Here is a 15,805-nt window from a genome sequence, read left to right as displayed (position 1 = left end):
GATTAGTGAGCTTCCTTGTTATTGTTGTTTGAACCAATCAAATGCTGCACGGCCCGTTCCATCTTCATGAAACGGGAGCCCTTGATTAATACTGTTGCATCCGAACGGCCGGACAAATGCGCATCGAGCGCCGCCAGCAAACCGTCGAACTGTTCGAAATACTCCACGACCGTGCCTGATTCCCGGCTCGCGGCGACCTGCGCCGCATTGACCAGATGGCGCGCCAGGCCGCCCGTCGCCAGCACGTGTTCGATGCCTTTGGCGGCGGCGTAGGCGCCGATCTCTTCGTGGAACTGCTGCCCCTGCGTGCCGACTTCGCCCATCTCGCCAAGCACCAGGATGCGTGGTGCCGCGGCCTGCGCCAGCACATCGATGGCCGCGCGCGCCGAATCCGGATTGGCGTTATACGTGTCGTCGATGATGGTGGCGCCATTGGCGGCACGTTTTTTCTGCAGGCGGCCATTCACGGGAGAAAATGCCTCCAGGCCCTGCTGAATATGTTCGATGGCGATGCCGGCGCCGACGGCGCATGCCACGGCCGCCAGCGCATTGCGCACATTGTGTTCGCCCGCCGCCTGCAGGCCGACAAAAAACTGGCGCAAGCCGCCGTCCCGTGCGCGCACGCTGACGAACAGGTCGCTGCCAAAATCCTCGGCCGCGCGGTGCGTGCAACTGACGTCGGCGTCTTTCGACAGGCCGAAGGTGATGACGGCGCGAGCGCCGGCCAGCTCGCGCCACACGGGTGTGAATTCGTCGCCATGCGGGAAGACGGCCACGCCGTCGTCGGCCAGGGCCGCCAGCGCGGCGCCGTTCTCGCGCGCCACGGCTTCCACCGTATGCATGAATTCCTGGTGTTCGCGCTGCGCGTTGTTGACCATCGCCAGGGTCGGCGCGGCAATCGCGGCCAGGCGGGCGATCTCGCCAGGATGGTTCATGCCCATCTCGATGACGGCCGCCTTGTGCTCCCCGCTCAGGCGGAACAGGGTCAGCGGCACGCCGATCTCGTTATTCAGGTTGCCGCGCGTGGCCAGCCGGCCTTCTTCGCCGAAGGCCGCCGCCAGGATGGACGAAATCATCTCCTTGACGGTGGTCTTGCCGTTGCTGCCGGTGACGCCGATGACAGGCAAATTGAAGCGGCCGCGCCAGTGGTTGGCAATGCGGCCCAGCGCCACCAAGGTATCGGCCACCACGATGGCCGGCACCTTGCCGCTGTCCCAGCCTTCGGGCAGGCGCTCGACCACCACGGCGGCGACGCCGCGCGCGGCCACCTGATCGAGGAAATCGTGGGCGTCGAAACTCTCGCCGCGCAGGGCGACGAACAGCGAGCCGGCCGGGGCGCTGCGGCTGTCGGTCGAGACGCCGTCAAAAACGGCGTCGCCCGTCAGCTGCGCGCCTTGCAGCGATGGCATCAGTTCCGTCAGGCTTGCGTGCATGAGGCGATCCATCAGTTCGTCCTCATCATCGTCAGGCGCGCGGACAGGGCCAGCTGCGCATGGTCGGCATCGGAGAACGGCAGTTTCTTGCCCTTGATTTCCTGGTATGGCTCATGGCCCTTGCCCGCCAGCAGGATCACGTCCGGCTTGGCCGCGTGCTTGATGGCCGACAGGATGGCGGCGGCGCGGTCTTCGATGGCTTGCGGCTGCGGGCCGTCGGCGCGCATGCCGGCGACGATCTGCGCGATGATGGCGTGCGGGTCTTCGCTGCGCGGATTGTCGCTGGTGACCAGCACATGATCGGCCAGCTGCGCGATGGCGCCCATCTGCGGGCGCTTGCCCGGATCGCGGTCGCCGCCGCAGCCGAACACGCACCACAGCTGGCCGCCCCGCTCCTGCGCCACCTGGCGCAAGGCGGCCAGGGTTTTTTCCAGCGCGTCCGGCGTATGCGCGTAATCGATGACGACCATCGGCGCTTCCTGGCCGCCCACCTGCTGCATGCGGCCCGGGGCCGGCTGCAGCGATTCGATGCCGTCGATGGCGGCGCGCAGGCCGGTGCCGTGCGCCAGCAAGGCGCCCAGCACGGCCAGCGCGTTGCTGATATTGAAGTGGCCCACCAGCTGCGTCTTGACCAGCGCCACGCCGAGCGGGCATTCCAGGTGGAAGTCGGTGCCGGCATTGCGGCTGCGGAACTGGCTGGCGCGCAGCATCAATACGCCCGGCAAGTCGGGCAAGGCCGCCGCATCCTGCAAGGTGTAGCCGATGACCGGGTATTGGCCGGACAGCTTGCCGTCCACGTGGCGCGCCAGGCGCAGGCCCATGGCATCGTCGAGGTTGATGACGGCCGTTTTCAAGCCTGGCCAGTCGAACAGTTTTACCTTGGCCGCCTCGTAGGCCGCCATGTCGCCGTGGTAGTCGAGGTGGTCGCGCGTCAGATTGGTAAACATGGCCACGTCGAAATGCATGCCCGCCGCGCGTTCCTGGTCCAGGCCGATCGACGACACTTCGATGGCGACCGCTTGCGCGCCGGCGTCGCGCATGACGGCGAGCTTGCGCGCCAGCAGCACGGCGTCCGGCGTGGTGTAGCCGGTGACGTCGAACTCGATGGCGCCGCGCGGCTTGCACAGGCCCACGCCCAAGGTACCGATGACGGACGATGTTACACCGAGGCGCGCCAGCGCTTGCGCCAGCCACAGCGCGCACGAGGTCTTGCCATTCGTGCCCGTCACGCCGGCGCTGAACATGGCGCTGTCGGGCATGCCGTAAAAAACATGCGCCACGGGGCCGGCCAGGCGCTTCAGGTCGCTGACCAGCAGGTGCGGCACGGTCCATGCGGCATTCCATTCGACGGCGTCATGCACGATGGCGGCGGCGCCCTGCGCGATGGCGGCGGCGATGAACTGCGTGGCGCCCGCATAGGCGAAAAACACGTCGCCGCGCTGCACGCGGCGCGAATCGGACGTCAGCTGCCCGGACGGGGCAGCCGTTTTGATCCACAAACTGATGTCTTGTATGGTCATGAGTGACTTCACATGGCCTCCGGGCCGGCATTGGCCGGGACCACGATTTCGGTAACGGAGGAATCGGGCGGCACGTTCATCGCGCGCAGCGCGTTGGTCGCAATCGCCGCGAAAGCGGGAGCGGCAACCTGGCCGCCATAGTGGGCGGGGCCAGTCGGTTCATCGATCATCACGGCAATGATGAAGCGCGGCGCCGACATCGGCACCATGCCCACGAAAGAGCCGATGTATTTGCGCGGCATCGCATAGCGGCCGTTTTCAACCTTGTAGGCGGTACCCGTCTTGCCGCCCACGCGGTAGCCGGCGACCTGGGCACGCTTGGCCGAGCCGTGCGCGCCGGAGACCACCAGTTCGAGCATGGCGCGCATTTCGGCGGCCGTCTTCGGCTTGATCACTTGCTGGCCCACGGGCAGTTCATTGACCTTCTGGAACGACAGGGGAATCGTGTCGCCATCGCGCGCGAACATCATGTAGGAGCGCGCCAGCTGGATCAGCGACACGGAAATGCCGTTACCGTAGCTCATGGTCGCCTGCTCCACCGGGCGCCACGATTTATAGGGCCGTACTCTGCCGGCCACGGCGCCAGGGAAGCCCCATTTCGGCTGCTGGCCGAAGCCCACCTTGGTAAACATTTCCCACATTTCCTGCGACGGCATGCCCAGCGCAATCTTCGAGGTGCCGATGTTCGACGACATTTCGATGATCTCGGCCACGCTGATCACGCCATGCGGCTTGGTGTCGGTGATCGTGCGGTCGGCGATGGTATAGCGGCCCGGGCCCGTGTCGATCAGGGTGCCCGGCTTGACGCGGCCCGTGTCGAGCGCCAGCGAGACCGTGATCGGCTTCAGGGTCGAACCGGGTTCGAAGGTATCGGTCATGACGCGGTTGCGCAGCTGCTGGCCCGTGAGCTTGCGGCGGTCGTTCGGGTCGTAGCTCGGGTAATTGGCCAGGGCCAGCACTTCGCCCGTGTGCACGTCGAGCACCACGGCGCCGCCGGCCTTGGCGTTGAATTTCTCCACCGCTTCCTTCAGCTGCGTGAAGGCGATGTACTGGATCTTGCTGTCGACGGACAGGGTCAGGTCCTTGCCGTCGTGCGGTTCGTGGATGAAGCCGATGTCTTCGACGATGTGGCCCAGGCGGTCCTTGATCACGCGGCGGCTGCCGGTGGTGCCGACGAGGGTTTTCTGCTGCGCCAGTTCCATGCTTTCCTGGCCCACGTCTTCCACGTTGGTAAAGCCGACCACGTGGGTCATCACTTCGCCCTGCGGATAGAAGCGCTTGTATTCCTTGCGTTCGTCGATGCCGTCGATGCCCAGCTTGGAAATCTTGTCGGCCACGTCCATCTCGACCTGGCGTTTCAGGTAAACGAAGCTGCGGTCCGAATCGAGCTTCTTGCGCAATTCGTTGACGTTCATTTCCAGCAGGCCGGCCAGCGCATTGATTTTTTCGGGTGTTGCCTGCAGCACGTCGTCGGGAATGGCCCAGATGGCTTTCACGGGGACGGACGAGGCGAGCACCTGGCCATTGCGGTCGGTGATCTTGCCGCGCGTGGCCGGCAATTCCAGGGTGCGCTCATAGCGTGCCTTGCCCTGCTTTTGCAGGAACTGCGTCGACACGCCCTGCAGCCACAGCGCGCGCGCCCCCAGGCCGGCGAAAGCGAAGAACAGCAGGAACAGCACGACGCGCGAACGCCAGACGGGCAGACGCACCGCCAGTACGGGGTTCTTCGAGAATGGCACGCCTTTCGATGCCGCCACCCGGCCGTTGCTATTACCGCCCAACTTCATTATTCGCCCTCCGTCAGGTATTGCGTACGCGCCGCCGTCAGCGGCGTCATGCTCAGGTCGCGCCGTGCGATCGATTCGATGCGTTCATGCTTGCCCAAAGTGGACTGGTCCAGCTGCAGCTGCGCCCAGTCGATATCGAGCTGGCGCGACAGCGCTTGCGCGCGTTCCAGGTCGATCAGCAGGTGGCGCGACTGGTACTGCGCGTTCACCAGCGACAGGCCGCAGCACACCAGCAGGGCCGACAGCACGACACACAGCTTGCCAGTCATCGGGCGCCGCCGTTTGCAGGAGCGGCCAGCGGCAAACGCTGCGCCACGCGCATCACGGCCGAACGCGAGCGCGGGTTGCCCTCGATCTCGGCATCGGACGGCTTCATCTTCGAAATCAGCTTCATTTCCGGCTGCGGCAAGTCCACGGCGCGAATCGGCAGGCGGCGGTCAGGCTGCACCACGTTCGCCTTCGAAGCGAAGAAGCGCTTGACCATGCGGTCTTCCAGCGAATGAAAACTGATCACGGCCATGCGCGCGCCGGGCGCCAGGCAGGCATACGCCTGGTTCAGGCCGATCTCGAGATCCTCGAGCTCTTTGTTAATGAAAATGCGTATGGCCTGAAAGGTGCGGGTAGCGGGGTCCTTACCCTTCTCGCGGGTCTTGACGGCGCCTGCCACGATGCCGGCAAGCTGTCGTGTGCTTGAAATTGGCTGGACTGCCCGGCCAGCAACAATCGCCTTTGCAATCTGAAAAGCAAACCGTTCTTCCCCATAATCGCGTATCACTTTCTCTAAATTCTGCTCGGTCTCCACGGCCAGCCACTCGGCCGCAGAGATGCCGCGCGTGGTATCCATGCGCATGTCCAGCGGTCCGTCGTTGCGGAAGCTGAAACCGCGCGCCGCGTCGTCGACTTGCGGCGACGAGATGCCCAGGTCAAGCAAAATGCCGTCCACCTGCCGCACGCCGCGTTCGGCCAGGCTGGCCGTCATGGTGGCAAAGCTGTCATGGACGATCTGGAAACGGGGGTCGGCGATCTGTTCGGCCGTGGCGATCGCTTGCAAGTCCTTGTCGAAGCCGATCAGGCGCGCGTCGGGCGCCAGGCGCGACAAAATCAATCGGCTATGGCCGCCGCGGCCGAACGTGCCGTCGACGTAAACGCCGTGCGCGCGGTCGCCCGACAGGTCGAGCGCATCGACCGCTTCATCGAGCAGCACCGTGCGATGCTGAAATTCCGGCACCGTGAGTTGTGTCATTACGGAGCCTTAGAAAGAAAAATTGGAAAGTACATCGGGGGTGCCGGCATCGATCGCCTGCTGTTCTTTTTCGGCCAATTTGGCGGCATCCCATATTTCAAAGTGGCTGCCCATGCCGATCATCATGACTTCGCGCGCCAGTCCGACGGCGTTGCGCAATTCGGGCGAGATGAGCACGCGGCCGGCCGAGTCCAGCTCGACGTCAACGGCGTTGCCGAGGAAGATGCGCTGCCAGGCGCGCGCCGACATGGGCCAGGCGGCGATTTGCTGGCGGTGGCTTTCCCACACGGGACGGGGGAAAAACAGCAGGCAGCCATCGGGGTGTTTCGTCAGGGTCAAGCGGCCTTCGCATTGAATCGCCAGCGCGTCACGGTGCTTGGCAGGGATAGACATCCTGCCTTTGGCATCGAGATTGATTGCGGACGCGCCTTGAAACACGAAAGACCTTTTTTGAGCTTGGGTTGCGACGCTTGCGCATCGCGATAAAAAGGGAAAATTTCCCACAAAAACACACTTTTTCACACAGTTGCCCACTTTAGAGGAAGCAAAGATAGTGGTCAAGCGGTTTCCGATTGGCAAAACAGGAATTTTATTAATGAAATTAAGGACTTAGCGCATATCGTTGAAGGAGTCTCAAATAAAAATATATCGATAAATTAGATACTTATGAAAGATAGTGAATGTGCTACCTCATCTGCACACATGTGTTTTCCTACCGTAAACATCGAAAAAAACGAAATCAAAAAATTGAATTTTTTACAGTTAGTTGACACATGACAATAATTTCGTCATCCAGGCACAACAGCAATCGTCCGCAGCGAAAGACTTGGTTTAAAGCAAAAAATAATCGTCCATGGCGCCTGCCGGCCCTGTTTTCCGGGGCTGGCCTGATGTGGGAAAACTATTTTTGCAATGCAGCAATTAATTAGAACCAAGAAACTTTAACCAATTGTCCATTTTTACTTGTCTATACAACTTTATCTCGATTGCCTTATTTTTAGAAACAAAAAAAGCCCCGTTGCGGGGGCTTTTGATTGGCGCGCGGCAGTCAACGCTGCCGCGGCCGAGATACTCCCTGGCAAGCCAGGAAGCGGGAATTCAAGTGAAGCAGGCCGATAGGCCGGATTTTGTTACGGCGCCTTCCCTTGCAGGTTGGCGCTATGACAGTCATTCCTCTAGGCGCCAGATTACTCGGGCGCTCAAGCTTTCTACCCGCACGCTCCGCGAGCAGCATCATCGCGTGCCTATTTGAAATTGCACCAGGTGGAGGTTACCGCGTTTCACCGTAACTTAATACGCTCGTCTCTGTGGCCCTATTCCTCGCCTTATACCCCCTCTCCGTACAAGTACGTCGAGTAGGCTTTCAGCGGACGGCCGTTAACCGTCACCCCGCTCTATGGAGTCCGGACCTTCCTCCCGCCAGCGCATTGCTGCGCCGGCCAGCGACTGTCTGGCCTGCTTCACCCGCCATTGTACCGCGCCGCAGCATGTTTCTGCAAAAAGGCCTGTGCCGGCACGACACCGCTCGCCGGGCACCTCGTCGGGCTCCGGGTACGGGGGATTGTGTAATTCGGTGTCGCCATTTCAAAAGCCGGGCCAAATCGGCTCACATAGAATGAGGCAAGCTGCTTGCATGCAGGCGCATGCGCACCGCTTGCCCCATTTCTTTGCCACCCACTAGAATATAAAGAGCCGAACATGACGCAACAATCCCGTACCGGCGGCCAGATCCTGGTCGATGCCCTGCAGATCCACGGTGTCGACACCGCCTTTGGCGTGCCTGGCGAAAGCTACCTGGACGTGCTCGACGCCCTGCACGATTCCGGCATCCGCTTCATCATCAACCGCCAGGAAGGCGGCGCCGCCTTCATGGCCGAAGCCTACGGCAAGCTGACGGGCAAGCCGGGCATCTGCTTCGTCACGCGCGGACCGGGCGCCACCAACGCCTCGATCGGCGTACACACGGCTTACCAGGATTCCACCCCGATGATCCTGTTCATCGGCCAGGTGGGCAACGATTTCGTCGACCGCGAAGCGTTCCAGGAAATCGACTACCGCCGCATGTACGGCCAGATGGCCAAGTGGGTGGCGCAGATCGACCGCGCCGAGCGCATCCCCGAATACCTGGCGCGCGCCTTCCAGGTGGCCACCAGCGGGCGCCCCGGCCCCGTCGTGCTGGCCCTGCCGGAAGACATGCTCATTTCGCTGGCCACCGTGGCCGACACGCGCGCCTACCAGCCCGTGCAGGCGGCACCATCCGACGCGCAAATGCAGCAACTGCGCGCCATGCTGGCCACCGCGAAACAGCCGCTGGTCTTGCTGGGCGGTGCCACCTGGACGCCGCAGGCCTGCGCCGACCTGCAACAGTTTGCGGAAAGCAACCACCTGCCCGTCGCCTGCGCCTTCCGCTTCCAGGACTTGCTCGACAATGCGCACCCGAACTACATCGGCGACGTCGGCATCGGCATCAACCCGAAACTGGCCGCGCGCGTGAAAAATGCCGACCTGGTCATCGCCATCGGGCCGCGCCTCGGTGAAATGACGACGGGGGGCTACACCCTGTTCGACTCGCCCGTGCCGCGCCAGCGCCTCGTGCACATCCATACGGATGCCGAGGAACTGGGCAGCGTCTACCAGGCCGAGCTGATGATCAACAGCGGCATGCCGCAAGTGTGCGCCATGCTGGCCGCCATGGCTCCCGTCGACGCTACCGCCTGGCAGCACACGCCGGCCGAGGCCAAGGCCGAGCTGGCCGCCTACCAGGAGCGCCCGCCCATCTTCCAGGATGGCCAGGCGCCGCTGGACCTGTGGCAGGTAACGCAGGAGATCATGGCGCAAGTGCCGGCCGACACCATCCTGACGAACGGCGCCGGCAACTACGCCTCGTGGGCGCACCGCTTCTACCGCTACGGCGGCATGCGCACCCAGCTGGCGCCAACCAACGGCGCCATGGGCTACGGCGTGCCATCAGGCGTGGCGGCGAAAATCGTGCATCCGGAACGCACCGTGATCACGTTTGCCGGCGATGGCGAATACATGATGAATGGCCAGGAACTGGCCACCGCCGTGCAATACCAGGCGGGCGTGGTCATCATCGTCTTCAATAACCAGATGTTCGGCACCATCCGTATGCACCAGGAGCGCGACTACCCGGGCCGCGTCTCGGGCACGACCCTGCACAACCCGGATTTCGCGGCGCTGGCGCAAGCGTATGGCGCGCAGGGCGAAGTGGTGAATGCGACGGAAGAGTTCGCCCCTGCCCTGCAACGGGCGCTGGCGCACGCCAAGGCGCACAACTTGCCGGCCCTGATCGAGTTGCGCTACGACGGCAACCTGATCACGCCGAACGCCACCCTGGCCACCATCCGCACCACGGCGGAAAAGGCACAGGCGGCAAAGTAAGCCTCTTGCGACGCTGCAAATAACAAAGGCCCGGTCGATACCGGGCCTTTTTCTTTTTGGCAGCAGTGATCGCTCAGGCAGCGGGCACAGTCGCGCTTTCCTCGGCAGGCACTGTCTCGGCGGGCGCTTGCGGCGTCGGCGGGCATGGCGTGCAGTTTTTCAGGGGACGGCCGAAATCGCGCACGCGGCTCAGTTTCATGGGCATGCGCACGTTGCCGCCGCAGTAATCGCCTTCCAGGGTCAGGGTCTGGCCATCCCTGGAAAACTTGCCGACGATGGTGCGCTCCTCGCCGTCGGCGCCGGCGATGGTGAAGTCGAAAACGCCCGTGACCGCGTCCAGGTTGACGTCATTGGCCACGATGGGCCAGCTCAGGGCGCCAGCCGTGAACTCATAGATGACGGAATCGGCTTCGGCAAAGCGGTGCAGGGTGACGCGCTGGCCGCCGATTTCGCCGCTGTCCTTTTGCAGGCACAGGTCGGAGTAGACGGCCACGCCGTAGCGCTCCAGTCCGGCCGGCTTCTTGCCCTTGACGGCAGCGGCAGCGGCGCCCGTGGCGCCAGCGAGCAGCAGCGCGGCCAGCATGGCGGCCAGGCGCGGCGATGTGGATGAATACATGGCATTCCTTTACTTGAGTAACGGCGCCATTACAACTGGCGCCGCCAATGCAAAAACGCGCCGCCAGGACTAGCCTGGAGACGCGTTTCCTTGCTTATCAGCATCCCCGAAGGGATGCTGGCAGCGGAACTAAGCTTCGCTTGCGCGAATATTAGAACGAGTGACGAACGCCAACGTTGAAGGCTTTGTCGCCCGTACCAACATTGCTGTTGTTACCAACGGTGTAGCCTGCGCCGTTTTTGTTTTTGATCTTGGCGTACGAAGCATAGGTGCTCGTGCGCTTCGACAGAGCGTACGAGTAGCCCAGTGCCCATTGATCAGCGTCAGCATTGGCGACGTCTTTATCGTTCGTGCGGATGAACGAAGCCATCACGGTGCCAGCGGTGCCAACTGGTACGGTTGCGCCAACCAGGATGTTGTTGCTATCGCGGCTGAAGGCAGCGTCGACGCCACCGAATGCGTTACGGGACGAGAACGAACCGTTAGCGTTTTGTACGGCGTTGTTAGCGATCATGCTGTTGTAGCCTTTGTTCACGCCGTATGCGACGTAAGCTTTAACAACTGCGAAGTCGTAGTTAGCTGCCAGCAGGTAGTTACGTGCGCTACCGATTTGGAACTGGGTGTTGTCGGTGTTGTTGTAAGCAAAGCGAGCGTTCAGAGGACCGTTCGAGTAGCCAGCCGACGCGCCGATTTGGCGGCCGATTTTGTTCGACTCAGCGTTCTCGCCGAAGGTGTAAGCCACGTCAGCGTCAAAGCCGTTGAAGCTTGGCGAAGCGTAAACCACGGTGTTGCTGGTGCGGGTGTTCGCTGTGAACAGGTTTTTGGCGGAACCAGCGTAGCCAGCTGCGAATGGATCAGCAACTTTCGACAGGGTGTTGTACCAAGGGGTGTATTGACGACCCAGGGTCAGGGTACCGGTCGTTTTGCTGCTCAGGCCAACGTAAGCTTGACGGTTGAAGATCGAACCGGCTTTGTCTTGCGTACCGTTATCAACGTTGAAACCTGTTTCCAGAACGAACAGTGCCGACAGGCCGCTGCCCAGATCTTCGGTGCCTTTGAAGCCGATACGGGAAGCCGAAGCAATGCCGCTGTCCAGCTTGTTAACGTTGCCGTTAACACCGCCGCGCTCGCTGACGAAACCAGCGTCAACGGTACCGTAGATAACAACGCTCGATTGAGCTTGGGCGACGCCAGTGGCCGCTGCCAGAACTGCCAGGGTGATCAGAGTTTTTTTCATTGCGATTTCCTTTAATTTTGAAGCAAAAAGTAATACAGCCTATGCATCTCGAGCTGCGCTCTAGCAGAGCGCTTTTTATGAGTGAGGGCAAGGTCTCCACCTGCCACATTGCTGTTCCGGTCAGAGGAACATTCATATCGGTATCGGCACGCTATTGCGCCGATAAGCTTGAAGGCTGCGAAGCGGCCGTATTTTCATGCGCCGGTTCGGTGCTCAAAGGGCACCGGAAGCGGCACTATAACGACCGTTTCACATTCCATCAAGTTCCAACATGTTACTTCCGGTACCAGGCCGAGGGCTTTTTCAGGCATCCCGACCATCGCCAACCGTACTACGCGACAGAGCCAGTGCCCCTTGCCAACCAATGCATTGGCCTGATTGACCATTCCATCATAGCGCATGCCTTGTCGACATCCGTTGTATTAGTGCAACAGTATCAGGCGAGTGATTAAAACGTCAACATGCTTTACCCGTCATTTGCCCTCCAAGATTTACACGACAAAGCGCACAATTTGTCAGGCGATAATGGATAAACGGGACGAAGCATACACGGCATCGCCAATGTTTGCTGCCGAAGGCCCCAAAACGGGAAATATTGCGCCCTGTTTTGGTGCATTGCCGCATTATTCAGGGGCGTAGACGCCATTTTCGACGTCGGCGCGCGCGTCAGAAAAATAGGCAGAGTATTAACGAAATTACTGACTTTCCGGTAATTTAAATTGCTCACATAGAAATGTTTTTCATGTTTTCCAGGCTACGCCTCAACTACCCGATTGGAACGGATGAGGACGACTCTTGCTTGCAAATTGCGCATCAGTTGAAACAATTTCTTACAATGTTGCCTTCTCAATATTTTGATATATTTGTGTCTAAAAAACGACACTTTGACGGAAATCAAGTTTTCACGCGCCCCCTTCCGCACAATTTACTTTTTCTTTTTCGTATTTTTTGCTTAAAAGCATCAAGAAACGGCCTTAGCGCCGGCTTGCGCGCCGGAGCATGCGCATGAAACCACCCAGCAACGGTAACTTTTCATACAGTTCTTCCGCCGCATCCCAGTAATCGCGGTGCATGACCACCCTTCCCTGCGCATCGAAGCGCACATGGGTGGCGCCGCGTATGCACTGTTCGCCAGATACCAGCCGTTTCATGCGGAAGTGAAATTCCCACGTCAGGAACGCTTGCTGCCCCTGTCCCAGGCTTTCCAGCACGACAAACCGGGGCGCATCGACTTGCACGAACATGTGCTCGAAGATGGCCAGGATGGCGGCATGGCCCGCCACCTCGTTGAACGGGTCCTTGAACCGGGCGCCCGGTGCATACACGGCGCCCAGCTGGGCCAGGCTTTCCAGGCTCAGGTGCTCATAAAACGCCACCAGGCGCGCCAGCGCCTCCTCCACGCGTTCCGTCATGTCCGGCATGCTTGTATTCATAAGCCCGTCACCTTGCGAATCAGCCAGAAATAGGCGCGGTACGGCAACAGCCGCGCCAGGCGCATGGTATTGGTAAAGCGCTTGGGGAAATGGATGTGGAACTGGCCCCGCTCGATGCCGTCGAGCATGGCGGCGGCCGCGTCCTGCGCCGTCATCAAGGCCGGCATCGTGAAATCGTTGTCGGCCGTCAAGGGCGTGGCGACGAAACCGGGGTTGATTTGATACACATCAATCCCGCGTGGATGCAAATCCAGATACAGCGACTCCGTCAGATTGATCAGCGCCGCCTTGCTGGCGCCGTACGCGAGCGCCTTGGGCAAGCCGCCATAACCGGCCACCGAAGCGACGATGCCGATGCCGCCGCTGCCCTGGCGCAACAGCCACGGCAAGGCTTGCTCCAGGCAATTGAAGACGCCGCCCACATTCAGGGCCAGCAAGCCCTGGGCCGCCTCGAGGTCGAAGCTGTCGGCGCGCATGGCCTGATAGCCGCCGGCGACCACCAGTATCAGGTCAATATGCGTCCATTGCTGCTGCAATTGCGCGCAGACGGCCCGCAGCTGCGCATGCTGGGTGATATCGAGCGGCAAGGCCTGCGCCAGCGGCTGTCCTTCACACAACTGCTCGAGGCTCGCCCGATGGCGGGCCGACAGGGCCACGCTCGCCCCCTGCTCCAGCAGCAAGGTGGAGCAGGCGGCGCCGATGCCGCTGGAAGCGCCGATGATCCACACGTGCTTGCCGGCCCAATTGCTGATCTTTCGATTCATGGGACCGCCTGCGAACGCTTGCTGAACGATAAGGTGACGGCGCCCAGGCCAAAGCCGAACTTGCTCATGGCGGCGCGGTTCAGCATGACCTTGTCATCCATCAGGAACATCCAGTCCTCGAAGTCGACGTGGTAGACCGTGCCGTCGACGGGCAGCGCCAGCACGTATTGCCAGCGCAGCGCATTGCCGGCCACTTCGCCGACGGCTTCGCCGATCACGTCGGGCGCCGTGCCGATGAAGCGCCCGGGCGCCGTCTTGCGCAGGGTCCACACGCGCCGTTGTTTGCTGCCGTCCGAATACGTGAAATCCTCGTCCAGGGTTCCCGTCTCGCCCACCCAGCTGGCGCGCATCACGACCGTAAAACGCTTGACCACCTTGCCCGAGCGATCCTGGAAGATGCCGTGCGCATCCAGGATGCCTTTGAAATACTGCTGCAGGTCGAGTACGGGCAATTCCTGCGCGTAGATGGCCGGCGTGGGCGGCGTGGAACAGGCGGCCAGCGCCAGCAGCAAGGCGGCCGCCGTCATGCCGCGCCGGCAACATTTCATGAGGTGCATGGTCGATTCTCCAGATGGTCGCTATATATATGTTGCAGGGGCGCGCGCCACAGCAGCGCCGCCGCCAGCAGTTTCAAGGCGCAGGGCAGCAAGGCGTAGGCGGCAGACAGGGCCGACAAGCCGCCGCTGCCGCCCGGCACATAGCCGAGCCAGGCCAGCAGGGGCAAGGCGATGCCGGCCGCCAGTGCCAGGCTCATCTGCACACCCCAGTTCCACCAGCCGAAATACGCCGCTTCGTGCCGCCCAGCATGGCCGGCCGCGCCGATCAGCCCCGCCAGCAGGGCCGGCGGCAAGGCCAGGTCGGCGCCCAGCGCCAGGCCCGACAGCAGGCAGATGCCGGCAAAACCCCAGGCGGCGCCCGCCCCCAGGCCATATGCCCAGACGAACACGGTCGCGGCCAGCAGCATGGCGCCGCCCCAGGCGCGCGCTTCGCCAAAGTGGCGCGCCAGCGCCACCCACGCGGGCATCGAGGCGGCCGCCGCGCAAAAGTAGACGATCAAAAACGGTCCCGCATAATGGCCCAGGCGCAGGTAGTCGCCGGCAAAGAACAGGAACAGGGTGGCGGGAATGGCGGCCGCCACGCCATTGACGAGCAGGACGGCAAACAGCCAGCGAAACGCGCGCTGGCGAAATGGCAGCCGCCAGCCTTTGCCGGAAACCGCTTCTGCGGCACTGCGCAAAGCCGGACGCGGCGCGCGCGCCAGCAGCAGCGCGCCCGCCGCCAGCAGGCAGGCGGCAAAGGCCAGCGACAAGCCGTCATAGCCGAACACGGAAGTGAGCCCCGCGGCCAGGATCACGCCCAGCAAACCGCAGCCTTCGCGCACGGCCGTCACGCGCGCCCGCTGCGCGCGCAGCTGGCTCAAGGCCGCGCCCCAGCTCTGGTGCGCGATGCCGGCCAGGCCATAAGCGGTGTAGACGAGCAGCAAGGCAGCCAGGAACCAGGCCAGGGTCGCCGCTTCACGCATGGCCGGCGGATGGAACAGGGCGCCAAAGCCCAGCAGCAGCAAGGGCAGCGAGGCGCCGATCAGCGCGGCATAGCTGCGCCCGCCGCGCGCCATCCACGCACCCAAGGCCGGGTCGATGAAGGCGGCGGCGATGCGGGCCGCCAGCAGCACGGCGCCGATCTGCGCCAGGTCCAGGCTGCTGCGCTGCGCATAAAACGGCGCCACATATATATAGATGGGCAGCGCCAGCATGGCCAGCGGCAAGCCGAACAGGCCATAACTGAACAAGGCCGGCAAGTTCAAGGCGCTGCCCACGGCATTCATGGCAGCGGCGCCGCACTCTGCAGCAAGGCCGCGCGCAGCTTGGGCGCCGTCGTCGACGGCGAGAGCCAGATGGCAAAGAAGGCGCGCGCGAAGTCGCCATCGCTCACGTCGGCCAGCATCTTGCCATCAAGGTAAAAGCGCACGCCGGGCGCGATGCCGGCCCGGTAGGCACCCGCGATGCGCTGGTCTTCCTTAACATCAGGAAAGATACGCTGCATGGTGGACAACCAGGCCAGCCGCTGCTCCGGCGTGCCCGCGCCGATTTTCTGCATCTGTTCATAGCTGGCTTCGGCGATCTTCTTGCCGTCGAGCGCACGCGCATAGCGCAATTCCAGCACGAAAGGCGCCGTTGCCGACGCCGCGCCCTGGTAGCCTTGCGGGCCCACCCACAGCTGCGCCCGATAAATACGCATGCCGAACCACGTGTATTCGCCCTCGCCCGCCAGCCGGGCTTCGGGCACGTCGGCGGCGATAAAGGCAGGCGGCGCTGCCACGGCAGCGGACATGGTCAACAACAGCACGACAGCGGCAAGCAAACGGCGCAT

At 62.3% G+C, this 15,805-nt stretch carries 14 protein-coding genes and 1 other RNA gene; 1 reads left to right on the top strand and 14 read right to left on the bottom strand.

The genetic code is table 11. The features are described from left to right. Positions 1-2: 2 nt before the first annotated feature. From CLU90_RS22875 to rnpB, 7 genes are all read right to left on the bottom strand, one after another. On the bottom strand, positions 3-1,433 hold the full coding sequence (locus CLU90_RS22875; protein WP_100429546.1) for a UDP-N-acetylmuramoyl-tripeptide--D-alanyl-D-alanine ligase: 1,431 nt from the start codon (positions 1,431-1,433) through the stop codon (positions 3-5). A gap of 11 nt (positions 1,434-1,444) precedes the next feature. Then, positions 1,445-2,953 carry a UDP-N-acetylmuramoyl-L-alanyl-D-glutamate--2,6-diaminopimelate ligase gene (locus CLU90_RS22870; protein WP_100428984.1) on the bottom strand — a complete coding sequence of 503 codons (1,509 nt, stop codon included), beginning with the start codon at positions 2,951-2,953 and terminating at the stop codon, positions 1,445-1,447. An 8-nt stretch (positions 2,954-2,961) separates the two neighbouring features. Beyond that, a complete protein-coding gene (locus CLU90_RS22865) occupies positions 2,962-4,740 on the bottom strand; it encodes a peptidoglycan D,D-transpeptidase FtsI family protein (protein ID WP_092717063.1) in 1,779 nt (592 codons plus the stop codon). Beyond that, complete coding sequence (ftsL, locus tag CLU90_RS22860; RefSeq protein ID WP_034748894.1) at positions 4,740-5,009, bottom strand: cell division protein FtsL; 270 nt, start codon at positions 5,007-5,009, stop codon at positions 4,740-4,742. Before ftsL ends, CLU90_RS22865 begins: the two co-directional genes overlap by 1 nt. After that, a complete protein-coding gene (rsmH, locus tag CLU90_RS22855; protein WP_100428983.1) occupies positions 5,006-5,983 on the bottom strand; it encodes a 16S rRNA (cytosine(1402)-N(4))-methyltransferase RsmH in 978 nt (325 codons plus the stop codon). The genes ftsL and rsmH overlap by 4 nt, the downstream gene beginning before the upstream one ends. A gap of 9 nt (positions 5,984-5,992) precedes the next feature. Next, entirely contained in the window at positions 5,993-6,421 is a 429-nt protein-coding gene (gene mraZ, locus CLU90_RS22850) for a division/cell wall cluster transcriptional repressor MraZ (RefSeq protein ID WP_035824821.1), read from the bottom strand. Positions 6,422-7,083: 662 nt separating this feature from the next. After that, positions 7,084-7,445: RNase P RNA component class A (gene rnpB, locus CLU90_RS22845), an RNA gene on the bottom strand. A gap of 236 nt (positions 7,446-7,681) precedes the next feature. Between rnpB and CLU90_RS22840 the strand changes: the two genes are divergently transcribed. Further along, positions 7,682-9,385, top strand: a complete 1,704-nt coding sequence (locus CLU90_RS22840; RefSeq protein WP_100428982.1) for a thiamine pyrophosphate-binding protein — start codon at positions 7,682-7,684, stop codon at positions 9,383-9,385. Between the two features lie 73 nt (positions 9,386-9,458). Here CLU90_RS22840 and CLU90_RS22835 read toward each other — a convergent pair whose 3' ends face one another. The 7 genes from CLU90_RS22835 to CLU90_RS22805 form a co-directional block, all read right to left on the bottom strand. Further along, positions 9,459-10,001, bottom strand: a complete 543-nt coding sequence (locus CLU90_RS22835; RefSeq protein ID WP_100428981.1) for a hypothetical protein — start codon at positions 9,999-10,001, stop codon at positions 9,459-9,461. A gap of 151 nt (positions 10,002-10,152) precedes the next feature. After that, a complete protein-coding gene (locus CLU90_RS22830) occupies positions 10,153-11,238 on the bottom strand; it encodes a porin (protein WP_092717051.1) in 1,086 nt (361 codons plus the stop codon). 974 nt (positions 11,239-12,212) lie between these two features. Next, a complete protein-coding gene (locus CLU90_RS22825; RefSeq protein ID WP_100428980.1) occupies positions 12,213-12,671 on the bottom strand; it encodes a nuclear transport factor 2 family protein in 459 nt (152 codons plus the stop codon). After that, entirely contained in the window at positions 12,668-13,435 is a 768-nt protein-coding gene (locus CLU90_RS22820) for an SDR family NAD(P)-dependent oxidoreductase (protein ID WP_100428979.1), read from the bottom strand. The genes CLU90_RS22825 and CLU90_RS22820 overlap by 4 nt, the downstream gene beginning before the upstream one ends. Next, a complete protein-coding gene (locus tag CLU90_RS22815) occupies positions 13,432-13,992 on the bottom strand; it encodes a DUF3833 domain-containing protein (RefSeq protein ID WP_092717042.1) in 561 nt (186 codons plus the stop codon). Before CLU90_RS22815 ends, CLU90_RS22820 begins: the two co-directional genes overlap by 4 nt. Further along, positions 13,980-15,260 (bottom strand): MFS transporter, encoded by a 1,281-nt coding sequence (locus CLU90_RS22810; protein WP_092717039.1) that lies wholly within the window; start codon positions 15,258-15,260, stop codon positions 13,980-13,982. Before CLU90_RS22810 ends, CLU90_RS22815 begins: the two co-directional genes overlap by 13 nt. Then, the gene (locus tag CLU90_RS22805) at positions 15,257-15,805 is read right to left on the bottom strand and encodes a chalcone isomerase family protein (protein WP_100428978.1); all 549 of its coding nucleotides are present in this window, start codon (positions 15,803-15,805) and stop codon (positions 15,257-15,259) included. Before CLU90_RS22805 ends, CLU90_RS22810 begins: the two co-directional genes overlap by 4 nt.

Source organism: Janthinobacterium sp. 67, from assembly GCF_002797895.1.
GTDB lineage: Bacteria > Pseudomonadota > Gammaproteobacteria > Burkholderiales > Burkholderiaceae_D > Janthinobacterium.
The sequence above is the reverse complement of the archived record's forward strand: the minus strand, read 5'-3'. Positions and strand labels throughout refer to the sequence as shown.